At 66.1% G+C, this 16,093-nt stretch carries 12 protein-coding genes and 1 tRNA gene; 2 read left to right on the forward strand and 11 right to left on the reverse strand.

The window, feature by feature from the left end; genetic code table 11:
• Nucleotides 1-25 precede the first annotated feature (25 nt).
• The 6 genes from asnB to DSAT_RS03420 form a co-directional block, all read right to left on the reverse strand.
• Nucleotides 26-1,933 (reverse strand): asparagine synthase (glutamine-hydrolyzing), encoded by a 1,908-nt coding sequence (asnB, locus tag DSAT_RS03395; RefSeq protein WP_020886186.1) that lies wholly within the window; start codon nt 1,931-1,933, stop codon nt 26-28.
• A 124-nt stretch (nt 1,934-2,057) separates the two neighbouring features.
• Nucleotides 2,058-4,277 carry an SF1B family DNA helicase RecD2 gene (gene recD2 / locus DSAT_RS03400; protein ID WP_020886187.1) on the reverse strand — a complete coding sequence of 740 codons (2,220 nt, stop codon included), beginning with the start codon at nt 4,275-4,277 and terminating at the stop codon, nt 2,058-2,060.
• A gap of 29 nt (nt 4,278-4,306) precedes the next feature.
• Nucleotides 4,307-4,918, reverse strand: a complete 612-nt coding sequence (recR, locus tag DSAT_RS03405) for a recombination mediator RecR (RefSeq protein WP_020886188.1) — start codon at nt 4,916-4,918, stop codon at nt 4,307-4,309.
• A gap of 7 nt (nt 4,919-4,925) precedes the next feature.
• A complete protein-coding gene (locus DSAT_RS03410; RefSeq protein WP_020886189.1) occupies nt 4,926-5,237 on the reverse strand; it encodes a YbaB/EbfC family nucleoid-associated protein in 312 nt (103 codons plus the stop codon).
• Between the two features lie 27 nt (nt 5,238-5,264).
• Nucleotides 5,265-7,181: a DNA polymerase III subunit gamma/tau gene (dnaX, locus tag DSAT_RS03415; protein WP_020886190.1), complete on the reverse strand. Its 1,917-nt coding sequence runs from the start codon at nt 7,179-7,181 to the stop codon at nt 5,265-5,267.
• A gap of 50 nt (nt 7,182-7,231) precedes the next feature.
• The gene (locus DSAT_RS03420; RefSeq protein WP_020886191.1) at nt 7,232-8,155 is read right to left on the reverse strand and encodes a branched-chain amino acid transaminase; all 924 of its coding nucleotides are present in this window, start codon (nt 8,153-8,155) and stop codon (nt 7,232-7,234) included.
• A gap of 275 nt (nt 8,156-8,430) precedes the next feature.
• Between DSAT_RS03420 and DSAT_RS03425 the strand changes: the two genes are divergently transcribed.
• Nucleotides 8,431-8,865: a universal stress protein gene (locus tag DSAT_RS03425; protein ID WP_020886192.1), complete on the forward strand. Its 435-nt coding sequence runs from the start codon at nt 8,431-8,433 to the stop codon at nt 8,863-8,865.
• A gap of 249 nt (nt 8,866-9,114) precedes the next feature.
• Here DSAT_RS03425 and DSAT_RS03430 read toward each other — a convergent pair whose 3' ends face one another.
• Nucleotides 9,115-10,287, reverse strand: coding sequence for a lytic murein transglycosylase (locus DSAT_RS03430; RefSeq protein ID WP_161656090.1), 1,173 nt, complete (start codon nt 10,285-10,287; stop codon nt 9,115-9,117).
• A 239-nt stretch (nt 10,288-10,526) separates the two neighbouring features.
• Nucleotides 10,527-11,303 (reverse strand): YkgJ family cysteine cluster protein, encoded by a 777-nt coding sequence (locus DSAT_RS03435; protein ID WP_020886194.1) that lies wholly within the window; start codon nt 11,301-11,303, stop codon nt 10,527-10,529.
• 432 nt (nt 11,304-11,735) lie between these two features.
• Here DSAT_RS03435 and DSAT_RS03440 point away from each other — a divergent pair, with 432 nt between their 5' ends.
• On the forward strand, nt 11,736-13,091 hold the full coding sequence (locus tag DSAT_RS03440; RefSeq protein ID WP_020886195.1) for a TrpB-like pyridoxal phosphate-dependent enzyme: 1,356 nt from the start codon (nt 11,736-11,738) through the stop codon (nt 13,089-13,091).
• A 182-nt stretch (nt 13,092-13,273) separates the two neighbouring features.
• On the opposite strand, the gene DSAT_RS03445 is transcribed toward DSAT_RS03440, so the two are convergent.
• From DSAT_RS03445 to DSAT_RS03455, 3 genes are all read right to left on the reverse strand, one after another.
• Nucleotides 13,274-13,363, reverse strand: a tRNA-Ser gene (locus DSAT_RS03445).
• Nucleotides 13,364-13,724: 361 nt separating this feature from the next.
• On the reverse strand, nt 13,725-14,786 hold the full coding sequence (mtnA, locus tag DSAT_RS03450) for an S-methyl-5-thioribose-1-phosphate isomerase (RefSeq protein ID WP_020886196.1): 1,062 nt from the start codon (nt 14,784-14,786) through the stop codon (nt 13,725-13,727).
• A gap of 167 nt (nt 14,787-14,953) precedes the next feature.
• Nucleotides 14,954-16,057 (reverse strand): NAD(P)/FAD-dependent oxidoreductase, encoded by a 1,104-nt coding sequence (locus DSAT_RS03455; protein ID WP_020886197.1) that lies wholly within the window; start codon nt 16,055-16,057, stop codon nt 14,954-14,956.
• Nucleotides 16,058-16,093 lie beyond the last annotated feature (36 nt).

Here is a 16,093-nt window from a genome sequence, read left to right on the forward strand (position 1 = left end):
AACGCGCCTGGACCGCGTGGTCTCGTCAAGCACCGCCCCACTCCGCAAGGTCGCCCGGATCGACGTCGAAGCGACGCATCCAGGAATCGAGGCAGAGCATCTGCCAGACGCGGTGTGTGAACAGTTCGTCCACAGCGCCGAGACGGCGCACCGGAGAATGTGCCTGGCGATCGAGGACGCCGCGCACGGCGTTTGGCGTAAAAATCGAGTGCAGCGGCGTATCTCGAACTGAAAGACGTGATCTGACGAAGTCAGAAAGGTCGGACCTGAACCACGGGCGAAGAGGCGTGGGAAAACCCCGTTTGGGCATTCCGTAAAGAATCTCGGGCAATCGGGAACGCATGGCCGCCCTGGGAATAGCCTTGAGTTCGCCGCCATGAAGCTTCAGTTCGAAGGGCACGCGCAGGGATAGATCGACCATGGCGTTGTCGCAAAGCGGCGTACGCGACTCCAGGGAATGGGCCATGGATATCTTGTCCTCGACCGTGAAGAGCCCGGGCAGATAGCTCTTCATGAAAACCCTGGTCAGCCGCCGCACCGTATCCGGCTCGTCTCCGATCAGGGCCGTGAGCCCGGCCCGGGGGTCGATCTGTCCAAGCTGCGCCAGGGCCCTGGGTTGCAGCATGCGCATAAGCGCCCTGCGGGTGTTGATGAGCGGCAGGAAGGTACGGCGCGCCCTCGTGAGCAGCGGTTGGAGGAGGAAATAGGCGAGATGGGGGATTTCGCGCGGCCGGTGTCCACGCAACAGCCTGAACGCCCGGCCTGGATCGCCCGGCAGCGAAGCCAGGAAACCGGCAAACTTGAAAACCTGGTATCCGCCGAAAAATTCATCGCCTCCGTGACCGGTGAGGATTACTTTGACGGATTTGGAGGCCTCGCGAGCCACCACGTATTGCGAAAAAGAACCGTAGCCCATGCGCGGTTCGTCGAGGTGGTACATAAGATCGTCGAAGCAAACCGCAAAGTCATCCGGCCCCATGACAACCTCGGAGTGGCGCGAGCCGATGCGCTCGGCCACTGCCCGCGCGCCGCCGCTCTCGTCATACCAGCCTCCCACGTCGAAACGGCCGTTGAAGGTTGCCACGCCCGTGCCCAGATTTTCCAGGGCCAGGGTGGCCACGCTCGTGGAGTCGATGCCGCCGGAAAGGTAGGTGGCGATCTCCACGTCGCTCATGAGGTGGCGCGCCACCGACTCCTTGGCGGTAACCAGAAACTCGTCGCAGGCCTCGGCGAAGGTCATGGGTGTCTCGTCCCGGAAGACCACGTCCCAATAGCGGTGCGCGCGCAGCCTGGCAGCCTCGAAAACGAGCGTCTGGCCCGGTTCGACCATGCGCATGCCGGCGAAAAGCGTCTGTGCGCCGAAGGTGTTCTCGAAGGTCAGATACTGGGCGAAACCCTCGGGATCGGCCTTGGCGCGGATCAGGCCCGAGGCCAGAATGGCCTTGATCTCCGAGGCGAAGATAAGTCCGCCCCCGATCTGGGCGTAATACAGCGGCTTGATGCCCAGTCTGTCGCGGCCGAGGATCAGACGGCGGCGGATGCGGTCGAAGAGGCCGAAGGCGATCATGCCGTTCAGGACCAGCGGCCAGTCTTCGTCGCCTTCTCGAGCCGCGTCCTCGTACAGATGCAGCAGCACCTCGTTGTCGCTGTGGGAACGAAAGGCGTGGCCCGCATCAAGGAGCCCACGGCGCAATTCCGGGGCGTTGTATATCTCGCCGTTACCCGTGAGGACCACGCCCTCGTCCTCGCTGAACATGGGCTGGTTGCCCTGCGGCGAGAGGTCCACGATGGACAGTCGGACATGGCCGAGGGAAATATCGCCCTCGGACCACAGACTCGTGTTGTCGGGCCCACGATGACCAATCACTTCGAGCATGCGCGCCACGATCACGTGGGCTCCGGCAATGCCCACCACTCCGGCTATGCCGCACATTTCTGTCTCGACCTTTCTTTACCGGTGGGCAGTGAAGTCCGCATGGCGTCACGGGCGACACCATGCGAGGGAAAGCCCTGGATCATGCGGCAAACCTCGTATTCGGCCATGCGCGTTCGTCCGTTCAACCGTTGACCAGTTCCTGGAGCCGGAAGCGAAGGTTGGTATAGCGGCGCTCGGAGCGGTTGTTCTTGACGGCCAGGGCCACGGCGCGGCGGCTGCCCACGAGCACGACCAGCTTCCTGGCCCTGGTGATGGCGGTGTACAGCAGGTTCCGCTGCAAGAGCACGAAATGCTGCGTGAGCAGCGGGATGACCACGGCCGGGTACTCGCTGCCCTGCGATTTGTGCACGCTCACGGCGTAGGCCAGGGAAAGCTCGTCCAGTTCCGTGGCGTCGTAGAGCACGGCGCGGCCGTCAAAATCCACGAGCAGTTCGCCGCCTTCCTGATCCACCTCGGTGATGAACCCCAGGTCCCCGTTGAAGACGTCCTTCTCGTAGTCGTTGCGAAGCTGGATCACGCGGTCGCCCGCGCGAAAGCGCGTCTGGCCGCGCAAGAGTTCACGGCGGCGCGGATTCACGACCTCCTGCACGGCCTCGTTCAGGGCCTTGGTGCCCACCTCGCCCTTGTGCATGGGCGTGAGCACCTGGATGTCGCGCAGCGGATCAAGCCCGTAGGCGCGCGGGATGCGCTCGGCCACGCAGTCGATCACCAGGCGGCGCACGGTGGCGGGATCGTCCTGCACGATCCACCAGAAATCCTTCTTGGGCGGCTGCGCGTCGTCCTCGATGGGGAACTCGCCCTGGTTCACGCGGTGGGCGTTGCGCACGATGGCGCTCTCCATGGCCTGGCGGTAGATGTGCTCCAGGCGCGAGTGCGGCAGCGCCTCGCTGGTCAGAAGATCGGCCAGCACGTTGCCCGGCCCCACCGACGGCAACTGGTTCACGTCGCCCACCAGCACCAGGCGGCAGGTCAGGGGCAGGGCCCGCAACAGCGCCTGGAAGAGCTGCGTGTCGAGCATGCTGGCCTCGTCCACGAGTATGGCGTCGGCCTTGAGCTTGTGCTCCTCGTTCACGGCGAAGCCGCCGTCGGGCTGGTATTGCAGAAGCCGGTGAATGGTCGAGGCCGCGCTTCCGGCCGCCTCGCTCAGGCGCTTGGCCGCGCGGCCCGTGGGCGCGCAGAGCTTGACCGAGAGCCCGGCCGCGGCCAGAGCGCGCACGATCATGCGGGTGATGGTGGTCTTGCCCGTGCCGGGACCGCCGGTGATGATCCAGGCCTTGTTCACGCAGGCTCCGACCACGGCCTCGCGCTGCTCGTTGGAGAGCGTGATCCCGGCCGCGCGCTCAAGACCCGGCAACAGCCCCTCGACCTTGGAGCGCAACTCGCGCGGGCAGGGGTGGTCGAGCAGGGCCACGAGGCGAGAGGCCACATCGCGCTCCAGGTTGTAGAAGAGCCTGAGCCAGATCGCCTCTTCCACGCCCTGCACGGAGAGATCCTCGACGACCACGCGCTTCTTGGCTTCGAGCCCGGCCAGGGCCTCGTCAAAACGGTCGTGATCCAGGCCGCCGAGCAGTTCCTGGCACAGGCCGAAGAGTTCGTCGCGGGGGAAGAAGAGGTGGCCGCGCTCGCTGACCGTGAAGAGCCCGAAGACGATGGCCGCCTCCACCCGTTCCAGCGCATCCGGGGCGAAGCCAAGCTTGAGGGCCATGGCGTCGGCCGTTCGAAAGCCCACGCCCCGCACCAGATAGGCCAGCTCGTAGGGATTCTCGCGCAGCTTGGCGATGGCCCCCGCGCCCCACAGCGAGAAGATGCGCGGGGCGAAGGTCACTGGCGCGCCGTGGGTCTGCAAGAAGAGCATCAGCCCGCGAATCTCGCGCTGCTCGTTCCAGCAGGCCACGATGTCCGCGAGCTTCTTGCGCCCCACGCCCTCCACCTCGAGCAGGCGCTTGGGCTCGTTGTCCAGGATGTCCAGGACTTCGATCCCGAAACGGTCGGCCATGCGCTCGGCCAGGGCCGGGCCCACGCCCTTGATGAGCCCCGAGGAGAGGTAACGGACGACCCCGGCCAGGCTCGCGGGATAGGCCTGCACGAAGCGGTTGACCTCGAACTGGCGGCCGAAGCGCGGGTGCTCCTTCCAGCGGCCCCACATCTCCAGGACCTCGCCCGGCGTGAGCTCGCCCATGACGCCGACCACCGTGGTCTGGCCCGGCTCGCCGCGCGCGGCCACGCGGGCCACGGTCCAGCCGCTGTCCGGCGCGTGAAAGGCCACGGACCGCACCTCGCCCGTCAGAAAAATCTGATCGTCGCCTTCGGGCAGGCCGTCGAGAAGGTGTTGGGAACTCATGTCGTTCAGGCGCTTCGTCTTTGGGCGGCCTAGATCTTCTGCCGCCACAGGAGCGATTGGCGCAGGGTCTCGCGGTCCACGTACTTGACCTCGGAGCCCAGCGGAATGCCCTGGGCCAGCCGGGTCAGGCCGATGTCTGGAAATTCGCGCGCCAACAGGTTCTTGACGTAGGAGGCCGTGGCCTCGGCTTCGGTGGTGGTGCCCAGCGCCAGGATCAGTTCGCGCACCTCGCCCTCGGCCAGCCGGGCCTTGAGCGCAGCGAAATCGAGGCTCGCGGCGTCCACGCCGTCCAAGGGGGCGATGAGGCCGCCGAGGACCATGTACTGGCCCCGGTAAAAACCGCCCGCCTCAAGCGCCAACAGGCTGTCCCACTCGCCCACCAGGCAGAGTTGGTCGCGCTCGCGCCCCGGATCGGCGCACAAGGGACAGGGGCTTTGCTCCGCGATGCTCAGGCAGCGGCGGCAAAAACACAGCTTCTCGCGCAGGTCCAATACGGCCTGGCCCAGGGCGTCCGCCCGTTCGCGCGGCCATTTGAGCATGGTCAGGGCGATGCGCAGGGCGGACTTGGGGCCCAGGCCGGGCAACGCGGCCAGCCGCTCCACCAACTCGCGCAAGGGGAGCGGCAGCGTGTTCGCGTCCATGGACCGCCTAGAGGATGCCGGGCAGCTTGATGCCGCCGGTGATCTTGGTCATTTCGGCCTCGCGCAGTTCGTTGGCCTGCTTGATGGCTTCCTTGATGGCCGCGAGCACCAGATCCTGGAGCATCTCCACGTCCTGGGGATCGACCACGGACTTGTCGATGCGAATGGCCACGATCTCGCCCGAGCAGTTGGCCGTGACGCTGACCATGCCGCCGCCGCTTTGGGCTTCCACGGTCCGCTCGGCCAATTCCTTCTGTAAATCGGCCATCTTCTTTTGCATCATCTGGGCCTGGCGAACCAGGTCGTTCATTCCGCGCATGGCGTCTCCTTGCGATATTTTCGTTTTCTAGTGTTTGGGGCCGAAATCCATGATGACCGCGCCGAATTCGTCCTTCATGCGGCGCACCACGGGGTTGGCCAGTATCTCGTCGAGCATTTCGCGGCGGCTCTTTTCCGGGGCGCGCCGGACGCTGGAAAAGCCGATCGTCACGTCCGGGCCGAAGAAGTCGCGGGCCGCGGCCGTAATACGGGCGAGGTTGTCCGCCTGGGTCATCTGGCTGCGATGGCTGTCGTTTTGACAGACGACGGTCAGTCCGCCCCCGGCGTATTCGCCCGTGCACAGGGAAAAGCTCGGCGGCAGGGCCCGGCCGTTCTCGCGGGTTCCGACGTAGGCCCGAAACGCCTCGAAATCGCGCGGTCCCGGCGGAGGGGGCGGATTGCCGCGCGGTGCGGCCACTGGTTCGGGACTCGCCTTTTCCTCCGCCTTGGGCGCGGGGGAAGCGGCCTCAGCCGTGCGCGGCGGCTCGGGATCGCGGGGGGCGGTCTCGGCCCACGGCGGGGTCGCGTCGGCGCATGGGCCGGGGTCGCCGTCCTCCCAGGGCGGGGCTTCGTCCTGGGAGGCGCGCCTGGCGGGCTCGCGGGACGAAGCGGGCGCTGGCTCGCGAGGCGCCGCAGGCATGGCCTTGGCGGTCGGCGCTTGGGGCGGGGGGGCGACCTCGCCTCCCTGCTTCGCGCCGCTAGGGCTTTGCGGCGCGTTGCCCGGCCCGCTGGCCGATGATTTGGGAGGAGCGCTCGCAGCCCCACCCGGCGTATTGCCCGGCGTATTGCCAGACACGTTGCCGGATGCGGGCGTGACCGCGCCAGTCGCGCCGGGGCCGTCGAGGTCCAAGAGCCTGGGCAGGCAAGCCATGTTGAAAAGCAAAAGCTCCAGCGCCTGCGCGGGCTCCAGGCTGTGCAGCACGCGGCGCTGGCCTTCGAGCGTCAATTGCCAGCAGGCGTGGATGTGGGCCAGGCTCAGGCGCGAGGCGAAACCGGCCAGTTCGCGGGCCTCCTCGGCGGGCATGTCCAGCACCTCCAGGGCCTGCCCCTGCGACTGCGCGAGCAGGAACAGATCGCGCCAGGTTCCGGCCAGCTCGCGCAGGAAAAAGCCCAGGTCGAGCCCCTGGTCCAACACCTGGCCCAGAAGCCGCGACAATGCAGGGCAATCGCCCGCGGCCACGGCAGAGAGGATTTCGAGCAGCATCTCGCGCCCGGCCAGCCCCAGCACCTCGCGCACGTCGCTCGCGGTCAGGGTCGCTCCGCCCATGGCCAAGGCCTGGGAGAGCAGCGACATGGAGTCGCGCACGCTGCCCGCGCCGCGCCGGGCCAGAAGCGTCAGCGCGGCGGGCTCGAAGGGCGCGCCCTCGCGCTCCAAAAGCCCGCGCAGGTGGGCTTCGAGCTCCTTTTGCGGCAGGCGCTTGAAGACGTAGTGCTGGCAGCGGCTGATGATCGTGGCCGGGAACTTGTGCGGCTCGGTGGTGGCCAGGACGAAGGTGGCGTGCGGCGGCGGCTCCTCCAGGGTCTTCAGGAGCGCGTTGAAGGCCTCGCGCGTGAGCATGTGGGCCTCGTCCACGATGAAGACCTTGTAGCGGCACTCGATGGGCGCGTAGCCGATGTCTTCCTTGAGCCGCCTGGCGTCGTCGATGCCCCGGTTGGAGGCCGCGTCGATCTCCACCACGTCCACGGCGGCCCCGGCCGTGATGGCCCGGCAGTGCCTGCACTCGTTGCAGGGCTCGGCCGTGGGCGCGGTTTCGCAGTTCACGGCCTTGGCGAAGATGCGGGCCACGGTGGTCTTGCCCACGCCGCGCGTGCCCGAAAAAAGGTACGCGGGCGCGATGCGGCCCTCCTGGGACGCGCGCGCGAGCACGGCCTTGACGGCTTCCTGCCCGGCCACGTCGGCAAAGCGCTGGGGACGGTATTTGGCGGTGAGGCTTTGGGTGCTCATGGTCTTTGGGGCCGCAAGCGGCCCCTTTCCCTCGGGTTCGCCGTCAGCGGCTAGACTGTGTAGTAGGTCAGGTACTTGGCGTAATCCGGGTTGGCCCCGGTCACGACCTTGAAGTACTCCTTCTGCAGATTGAGCGCCACCGGTCCGGCCTCGCCCTTGCCGATGCGGCGGCGGTCCACCTCGCGGATGGGCGTGAGCTCGGCGGCGGTGCCGGTGAAGAATGCCTCGTCCGCGCTGTACATCTCGTCGCGGGTGAAGCGCTCTTCCACCACCTGGTAGCCCAGGGACCGGGCGAGCTCGATGACTGTCTCGCGGGTGATGCCCGCGAGGATCGAGGTCAGGGGCGGGGTCTTGATGATGCCCTTGCGCACGATGAAGACGTTCTCGCCCGAGCCTTCGGAGACGTAGCCCGCCGTGTCGAGCATCAGCGCCTCGTCGTAGCCGTCGGCCAGGGCCTCGACCTTGGCCAGCACGGAGTTGACGTAGTTGCCGCAGACCTTGGCCTTGGTCATCATCACGTTGACGTGGTGGCGGGTGAAGGTGGAGGTCTTGATGCGGATGCCCTTGCGCAGGGCCTCCTCGCCGAGGTACGCGCCCCAGGCCCAGGTGGCGATGGCCACGCGGATGGGGTTCTTGCCCGGGTGCACGCCCATGGCTCCGTCGCCGATGAAGATCAGGGGCCGGATGTAGCCCTCGGACAGGCCGTTCACTGTCAAGGTCTCGATGATGGCCTTGTTGACGATGTCCTCGCTGTAGGGGACTTTCATCTCCATGATCGCGGCGGAGTCGAAGAGCCGCTCCACGTGTTCGGGAAGACGGAAGACGGCGCTTTTGCCGTCAACGGTCTTGTAGGAGCGAATGCCCTCGAAGACGCCCACGCCGTAATGCAGCGTGTGGGTGAGCACGTGAACGTTGGCCTCGTCCCAGGGCACGAGTTTGCCGTCGAACCAGATCTTGTCCGTCTTTTGCACCATGGCGAACCCCTTTCAGCGAATGTCGGATGAGATGCGGGAAACACGTGGTTACTGCATGGCCGTGAGCGGGTCAAGACGGTCCGGCGATCTGCCCCGCACGCTCGGCGAGCCGCCCTGTCCGGACCGGACTTTTTCCCCGGCCATTGCCGCGAAGCCGAAAGCCCAGTAGACTTGTCGTCGATAGACGCATTTTAAAGCGGACGCCCGAGAGCGCGTCCTTGTTTCGAGAACCCTTCGCCCCCGCCAATGACCGGGGCAATGTCAAGGAGCCGCACATGCCAGCGAAAATAGACTTCACCCGCATCCTTTTGCCCGTGGACGGTTCGGATTACTCCATGCAGGCCGCCCTGGCCGCCGTGGAAATGGCCAGGCTCGCCAAGGGAAGCATCGTGCTGCTGCACTGCCATCGCCCCGTGCCCACGGCGCTGGGCGAACCCAATTTCCAGGATCTGACCGAGCGCTACGCCCGCGAGGCGGCCGAAATGCTGGCCCCGTTCCGCGAACTGCTCGTGCGCGCGAACGTGCCCTACACGGACAAGATCGTGGGCGGGCCGACCGCCGAAGTGATCGTCGAGGTGGCCGAGCTTGAGAAGTGCGGGGTGATCGTCATGGGCACCAAGGGCAAGTCGGGCCTGGAAAGTCTGGTCCTGGGCAGCGTGACGCACAAGGTGCTGCACACCTCGCCCTGCCCGGTTCTCGTCATCAGGTAGAGGGAATTTTTCACCGACGCCCCTCTCCCTTTGGGCCGGTCAAAAAGCGCGAGGGTCCGGACTCTTCGCGGCAACACAACCCGTGGGCTCGTCATCAAGCCCTTCTTTCAGGCCGCTCAAAATACCATGTCGGCCTCAGGCTCAAACTGGCGTCAAATGCAAGGCGCGAGAGCCGGTCAAGACCGACGCGTATCAAAAGAATACGCGAGGGTTTGACCGGCTCGAAGCAACGCCGCAGATGGCGCGTTTTCAGCGGCCCAAAAGGGGGCGGACCTTGTCAGCCATAGCCCAGACAGTGTTCACGTAGGCCTGAGACTGATTGTAGCGATAGATGGCCCGGCGCTGTCGCGCAGAGTTCTGGCCGCCCGGCCGGAAACCGTGGGCCTTCAGGAAATTGGCCAGGCTGTGCACCGCGTCCTCCTCCACGAAGAGGTCGATCACGCCGTCGCCGTCGGCGTCGATGCCGTAGGCCTGCACGTTCGTGGGCATGAACTGGCAGATGCCGATGGCCCCGTAGACCGAGCCGGGGATGTCCAGCGGATCGCGGCCGCAGGCCTCGGCCACGTCGAGCAGCGCGGTCAACTCGGCATAGGCCCAGTCGGCCTTCTCGCCGGTGCGTTTGATGAGCCAGGGCATCTGGTCGGGCAGCACCGCGCGCCCCTCGAAGGAAGGAGCGAGATCGTCCCATTCGCGCGTGGCGGCCATGCTGGCCAGGGCCAGGAAGGCGCTGTGCCTGCCCAAGACGGCCCCGAACACGGTCTCCACGTTCAGGATGCCCAGCGCCACTTCCGGAGGCACACCGTAGCGCTTCTCGACCTCGCGGAACATGTCCTTCCTGGCCTTGTAGAAACGCACCGCCTCGTCCACGCGCTCGGGGGTGAGCGCGCTTCGATAGACGAGGTGGGGCGTGGCCGCAGTCGTCTTGGGCGGCGGCGGCACGGTGAAATTCGCGGGAGCCTTATCCTTTGTGCGCTCCAGGACGTCGAGCAGCGCCCATGACGGCCAGCCCGAAACCTGCAATCCGTGATGGGCCTGGAACGCGCGCACGGAGGCCATGGTCATGTCGCCCGGCTTGCCGTCCACGGGCCCGGGCTTCCAGCCCAGCGCATCGAGGCGCTTTTGGACCCTGGCGTACATCCAGTCGCGGTACTTGATCTCGTAGAGCGAGCGCATCTTGCGGCCCATGACCGCGGCGTCGTAAACCGCATCGGGCCTTGCGAAAAGCCGCGTCAGGTTCTCGCGCGAGAAGCCGTCCCCGGCTAGACGCTCGATGAGCGGCTTCCAGTGGGGCGCTGGAGCCGCGGGTGCATCGAAAGGCGGAGTCGCCGACTCTTTCTTTTCGGGAGTCGTCTGTCCGGCAGGCGAGGCCAGAACCGGAGCGGCCAAAATCAGCGCCCCAAGCAGCCAGACGAACAGAAACAATCCAAAACGATGCGTCGCGAAACATTCGCATCGCACAGGGCGATATGCGGCGTTGCATGCCGTCACGGCGACTTTCGGAGTGTGCATGGCGGCTCCAGCTTTTTTGGTGTATAATACAACAAGCCGGGCAAAACACAATACCCCTCACGCTACATCGAGAAAAATCGATGCACACGTGACATTATGTAACGATGGCACACCGCAGCGTGCCGGACCGACGCAGCGCGGCGCGCGGCGCATCACTCCACAGCCTCGCCGCAGTCGTCGCGGCGCTGTGTGCGGCCATTGTCTCTATCCACCGGCATAAAAGCCCCTTCCAGATCGCAGGGAAGGTATTCAAAAGCGCGGCAGTGAGACCGCTCGGCGTGATCGCGAGAATACGGAAATGAACGGCATTTGAACGGCCGGTGCTCGTAGATGGCGCAGCCGCGTCCCTGCCCGCCCGGCAGGCTGCGCAGCCATGGGCAGCGTTTGAAGTGCTTGCCGTTCTTCGGATTCTTCCAGGCCGTGTAGAGGGTATAGCCGCCGCGCTCCTCCACGCCCACCAGGCGCAGGATGCGATAAAGGCCCAGTTCGCGCCAAGCCGCGACCTCCTCGTAGCTCACCCGTCCCCTGAAGGCGTCAGACATGGACTCGCAACACACGCCGCACAGTCGGCAGGCGAAACCGGCAGGCGGCATGACCGCGATCTGCGCCACCTGCGCGGCCAGCGCCTCGTCCGGAACACCGAGCAGCACGGAGGCCGAGGCGAGCGCGGCCTGAAGGTCGGCCGCACGGTCGCGCGAGAGATGGTGGTAGTGTGGATTGGGATAGCGCACCTCGCCCGGCAGGCCCTCGCGGCTGCACACTGTCCAGACCACGTTGTCACGGGGATCGCAGACGTCGCGCACAAAAAAACCGCGTTTGAGCAGGTACTTCTCCAGAAGCGACAGGCTCGGTCCGCTTACGGCGGAAAGCCGAGCCGAATCAGTGGTAGTGGTGGTCTGGGCCTGCGGCCCCTTTGCATCGAAAATCATGATCGCCTCCCCGGCTGCGCGCATGATGAACATGACAAACGGCGCGCCACGCTCCGCGCCGCAAAGGCGGCCCGGTCGTGGACGAATGAAGGGAGGCGGGGAATCAGGGATGTCGCTGGGGTTCGTCTCGCACAGGAATCATGGAGCATGCTCCGCACGAACAGGGTTGGGTTTGCCGACGGCCTGAGACGGGATTTGCCGACAACCTCGACCAGGCGAAATGCCCGGCAGGGACGGTAATAGTGCCGAACGTTCCGGACGGCAAGAGGGGCGGCCTTCTTTTCCGGGCGGCGGGCAGACACGGCCCGACGGTTCACTCTCCAAATTGACAGCGGCCAATTGCAAGGCTAGGCAGGGACAGTGGAAAACATCCCGCGTTCAGCCGGAACCAGAACCGATCCGCCGCCCGCGCGCGGCGCACAGGGGGAAGCGATGTCAGACGAGACCAAGATCATCCTGCCCGAGAGCGAACTGCCCACGGCTTGGTACAACGTCTTGCCCGATCTGCCCACGCCCCTGCCGCCGCCCCTGGACCCGCAGACCCACAAGCCGGTGAGCCCGGACATGCTTTCCGCCATCTTCCCGCCCGCGCTCATCGAGCAGGAGATGTCCCAGGAGCGCTGGATTCCCATTCCCGAGGAAGTGCGCGAGATATACAAGCTCTGGCGGCCCTCGCCGCTGGTGCGCGCCCATCGCCTGGAGAAGGCGCTGGGCACCAGGGCCCGCATCTACTACAAGAACGAGTCGGTCTCGCCCGCTGGCTCGCACAAGCCCAACACCTCCGTGCCCCAGGCCTATTACAACATGAAGGCCGGAACGAGGCGCCTAGCCACCGAGACCGGGGCCGGGCAGTGGGGCACGGCCCTGTCCTTCGCCTGCCAGATGTTCGGCATGGCCTGCACCGTGTACATGGTCCGGGTGAGCTACGACGCCAAGCCCTATCGCGGCATCCTCATCCGCACCTACGGGGCCGAGGTCTTCCCCTCGCCTTCCGACAAGACCCAGGCGGGCCGCGCGGCCCTGGTCGAGAATCCGGACAATCCCGGCTCGCTCGGCCTCGCCATCTCCGAGGCCGTGGAGGACGCGGCCACGCACGCCGACACCAACTATGCGCTGGGCAGCGTGCTCAACCACGTGATCTTGCACCAGACCGTCACCGGCCTGGAGACGAAGAAACAGCTCGCCATGGTCGGCGAGACGCCGGACGTGCTCATCGGCTGCGTCGGCGGCGGCAGCAACTTCGGCGGCCTGGTCTGCCCGTTCGTGCCCGACAAGCTGGCGGGCTCGAAGGTGCGTTTCGTGGCGGCCGAGCCGCAGGCCTGCCCGACCCTGACCAGGGGCGAGTATCGCTACGACTACGGCGACGTGGCCGGGCTTACGCCGCTGCTCAAGATGCACACCCTGGGGCACGGGTTTTATCCTCCGGCCATCCACGCCGGGGGGCTTCGCTACCACGGCGACGCGCCCATCGTCTGCTCGCTGGCCAAGGACGGGCTGGTGGAGGCCAAGGCCTACTACCAGAAGGAGGTCTTCGAGGCGGGCCGGATATTCCTGCAAAGCGAGGGGTTCCTTCCCGCGCCCGAGACCACCCACGCCATCGCGGCGGCCATCGAGGAGGCGCGGGACGCGCCCGAGGGCAAGGTCATCGTGCTCCTCTACTCGGGGCACGGGATGCTCGACCTGGCGGCCTACGACGCCTACCTGCGCGGCGACCTGGAGAACTACGCCTACCCCGACGCGGCGATCAAAAAGGCCCTGGAGTCCTGCCCCAAGGTGGATGGATTCTAGCGGGCCGCTTGCGCAGCCTCACCTGCGGCGCTGTCGCGAAAACCCATGTCCGGCGCGTATCGAAAGCATGCGCACTGGCCTGGGTTTTCGCGCGCATTGTGCCTCCACGTGTGTCTCCAGTGGAGACACAGCCGCACTGGGCCACGGTTTTGCACCATGATTCCGGATGATTAACTAAGACTTGGCGGAGGGAGAGGGATTCGAACCCCCGGACCCCTTGCGGAGCCAACGGTTTTCAAGACCGCCGCAATCGACCGCTCTGCCATCCCTCCGCGGGAAAGGGGTAAGTTGTTTACGGCAATCCCCCCCGTAAGGCAAGGGCAGCAGGGGAAAGCCCCGGCCGCCCGAACCCGCCAGCGACGAAGAGCCCGGCGTCCGGCGCGATGACGGAAAGCCCTGCTCGGACTCGTCCGGCCCCGCCAGCGCCCGACTTTCCGGCAATGCGCCCTTCCGGCAACGCCGACCGCTTCTCCTGCTGCCTGGCAGGTTCCTTGAACCATACCGCTAGGCAGACTGTTCAAAAAGCATCAGCCGCAAGGCGCAAGCGAATTCGCGTCCGCCGCGTATCACACGCATGCGCGAAGGCCAGGATTCTTCGCGCCAGCGCCCCGGATGGCGCACTGGGGCGGTCTGCTACCGCTTTTGCCCGATGACCTTGGCGATGGACTCCGTGTAGGGCGGGGTCAGCACGCCCTTCTCCGTGATGATGCCCGCGATCAGTTCCGCCGGGGTCACGTCGAAGGCGAAGTTGTAGACCTTCACGCCCACCGGGGTGATGGACGACTCGCCCGTGGGGTGCGTGACCTCGCGCGGGGTGCGCTCCTCGATGGGAATCTGCTCGCCCGTTGCGCAGCGCAGGTCGAAGGTGGACGAGGGCGCGGCCACGTAGAACGGGATGCCGTGCGCCTTGGCCAGCAGCGCCACGCCGTAGGTGCCGATCTTGTTGGCCGCGTCGCCGTTGGCCGCGATGCGGTCCGCGCCGACCACCACCTTGTCCACCAGCCCTTTCTTCATCAGCAGCGCGCAGGCGTTGTCGCAGGCCACGGTCACGTCCACGCCGCACTTGTCGAGCTCGTAGGCGGTCAGCCGCGCGCCCTGCAAAAAGGGCCTGGTCTCGTTGGCCACCACCGTGATCTTCTTGCCCTGCTCCACGGCCGAATAGATCACGCCCACGGCCGTGCCCCAGCCCGCCGTGGCCAGCGCGCCCGCGTTGCAGTGCGTCATCACCCGGTCGCCGTCGGCGAGCAGGTTCGCGCCGTGCGCACCCATGGCCTTGTTGGTCTCCTCGTCCTCGCGCTGCATGGCCTTGGCCTTGTCCAGCCAGACAGTGGCCAGCGCGGGCAGGCCGATGCCCGGCCGCTCCGCCCACATGGATTCGAGCAGTTCCACGGCCCAGCGCAGGTTCACGGCCGTGGGCCGGGCGTTTCGCAGGGTGTCGAGCCTGGCCCGGAGCGATTCCGCCCAGGGGAGCAGCCCGTCGGTCTCGCGCAGCGTCTCGCGCGCGCAGAAATAGCAGCCGTAGGCGGCCGTGACGCCGATGGCGGGCGCGCCGCGGATGACCATCTCCTGCAGCGCGTAGACCGTGGTCGCAAGGTCGCGCACCTCGTACCAGTCCTCGCGGCAGGGCAGGTAGCGCTGGTCCAGGAGCATCAGCCGATCGGCGTCGTGTTCGAAGCGGATGTGCGTGTTGAGCATCGAAGAAATCCCCTTAAGAGGCTGTTGAAAAACTCGTTTTTTGCAGGCCGGTCAAAAAGTTTCAGATGCAAGGCGCAAGAAAAGTTCAAGGCCGACGCGTAGTTGAAATACGCGAGGGTTTGAGCTTTTCGCGGCAACGCGGCAGATGAGACTTTTTCACCGGCCTGTTAGCCCTTGCATCGGGCGGCGATTTCGTCGGCCACGGCCACGCCGTCGCGCACCGCGGTGAAGATGATGTTCGGATGGCGGTTCTCGCTGATGGCTCCGGCCTCGAAGACGCCCATGTAGACGGGGCTGATGGCTCCGCCGATGGCGAAGACGCCCTTTTGGCTCGTCTCCAGCGACTGGTTCAGAAGGATCAGTTCCGAGCCCTCCTTGCCGATCTTGCAGATGCCCTCGGTGCAGGTGATCATCTGCAGCCCGAGCTTGCGGAAGACCGGCGCGGGCCCCTGCGAGCCGATGCAGGCGATGACGTTCTTCATGGGGAAGGACAGGCTTTGCAGGATGTAGACGCCGCCGTCGAGGTGCATCTTCTGGGTCTGCACCACGAGGCGTTCGATGCCGTCCTCGTCCACCTCGCCGAGCTTGGGCACGGCGTTGTGCAGGATCTTGATGTTGCCGCCGAGCAGGATCTCCTCGCCCATGTCGCGGGCCACGTCCTTTTGCACGCGCATGGTCGTGCGGCGGTGCCCCCAATAGACCGGCGTGGGGTCGTTGTTGGCGCGCTTGAAGCGCGAGAGCACGGCCACGATGTCGGCCGCGGTGCTGCCGCCGCCAAGCACCAGGGTGGGCGCGCCAAGAAAATCCTCGGGGTTCTCCAGGTTGCGGGCCACGGTCTTGGCCTCGCCGTACACGCCAAGCTCCACCGGGATGTTGCTGCCGAAGGCCAGGACCACGTACCTGGCGTGCACCGCGCCCGAGTCCAGGGTCACGGCGAAGCCGTCCTTCTCGCGCGCAAGTCCCTTGAACTCATCGCCCAGGCGGATGGGAATGCCCGTCTCGTCCACGAAGGCCTCGATGCGCGCCAGAAACTCCTCCAGGTCTTCCTTTTCGCCCTGAGGGCGCATCTGGGGGATGGCGAACTCGTCCTCCGTTCCCTTGGGCGTGGTGGGGTACACCCCCTTGCCCTTGGGATAGGTGTCGCGGATGCCTTGCAAAATCCGCCTGCCCTTTTCAGCGACAAGGCAGGAAAGGCCATGACGGATTGCCTGCGCGGCGCAGGCCAGTCCGCCCGGACCGGCTCCGATGATGGCGATGTCCACAGTGTTCATGGCTTTCTCCTTGCCCAGCACGTTGTCAAAACAAAC

This window comes from Alkalidesulfovibrio alkalitolerans DSM 16529 (assembly GCF_000422245.1).
Lineage (GTDB): Bacteria > Desulfobacterota > Desulfovibrionia > Desulfovibrionales > Desulfovibrionaceae > Alkalidesulfovibrio > Alkalidesulfovibrio alkalitolerans.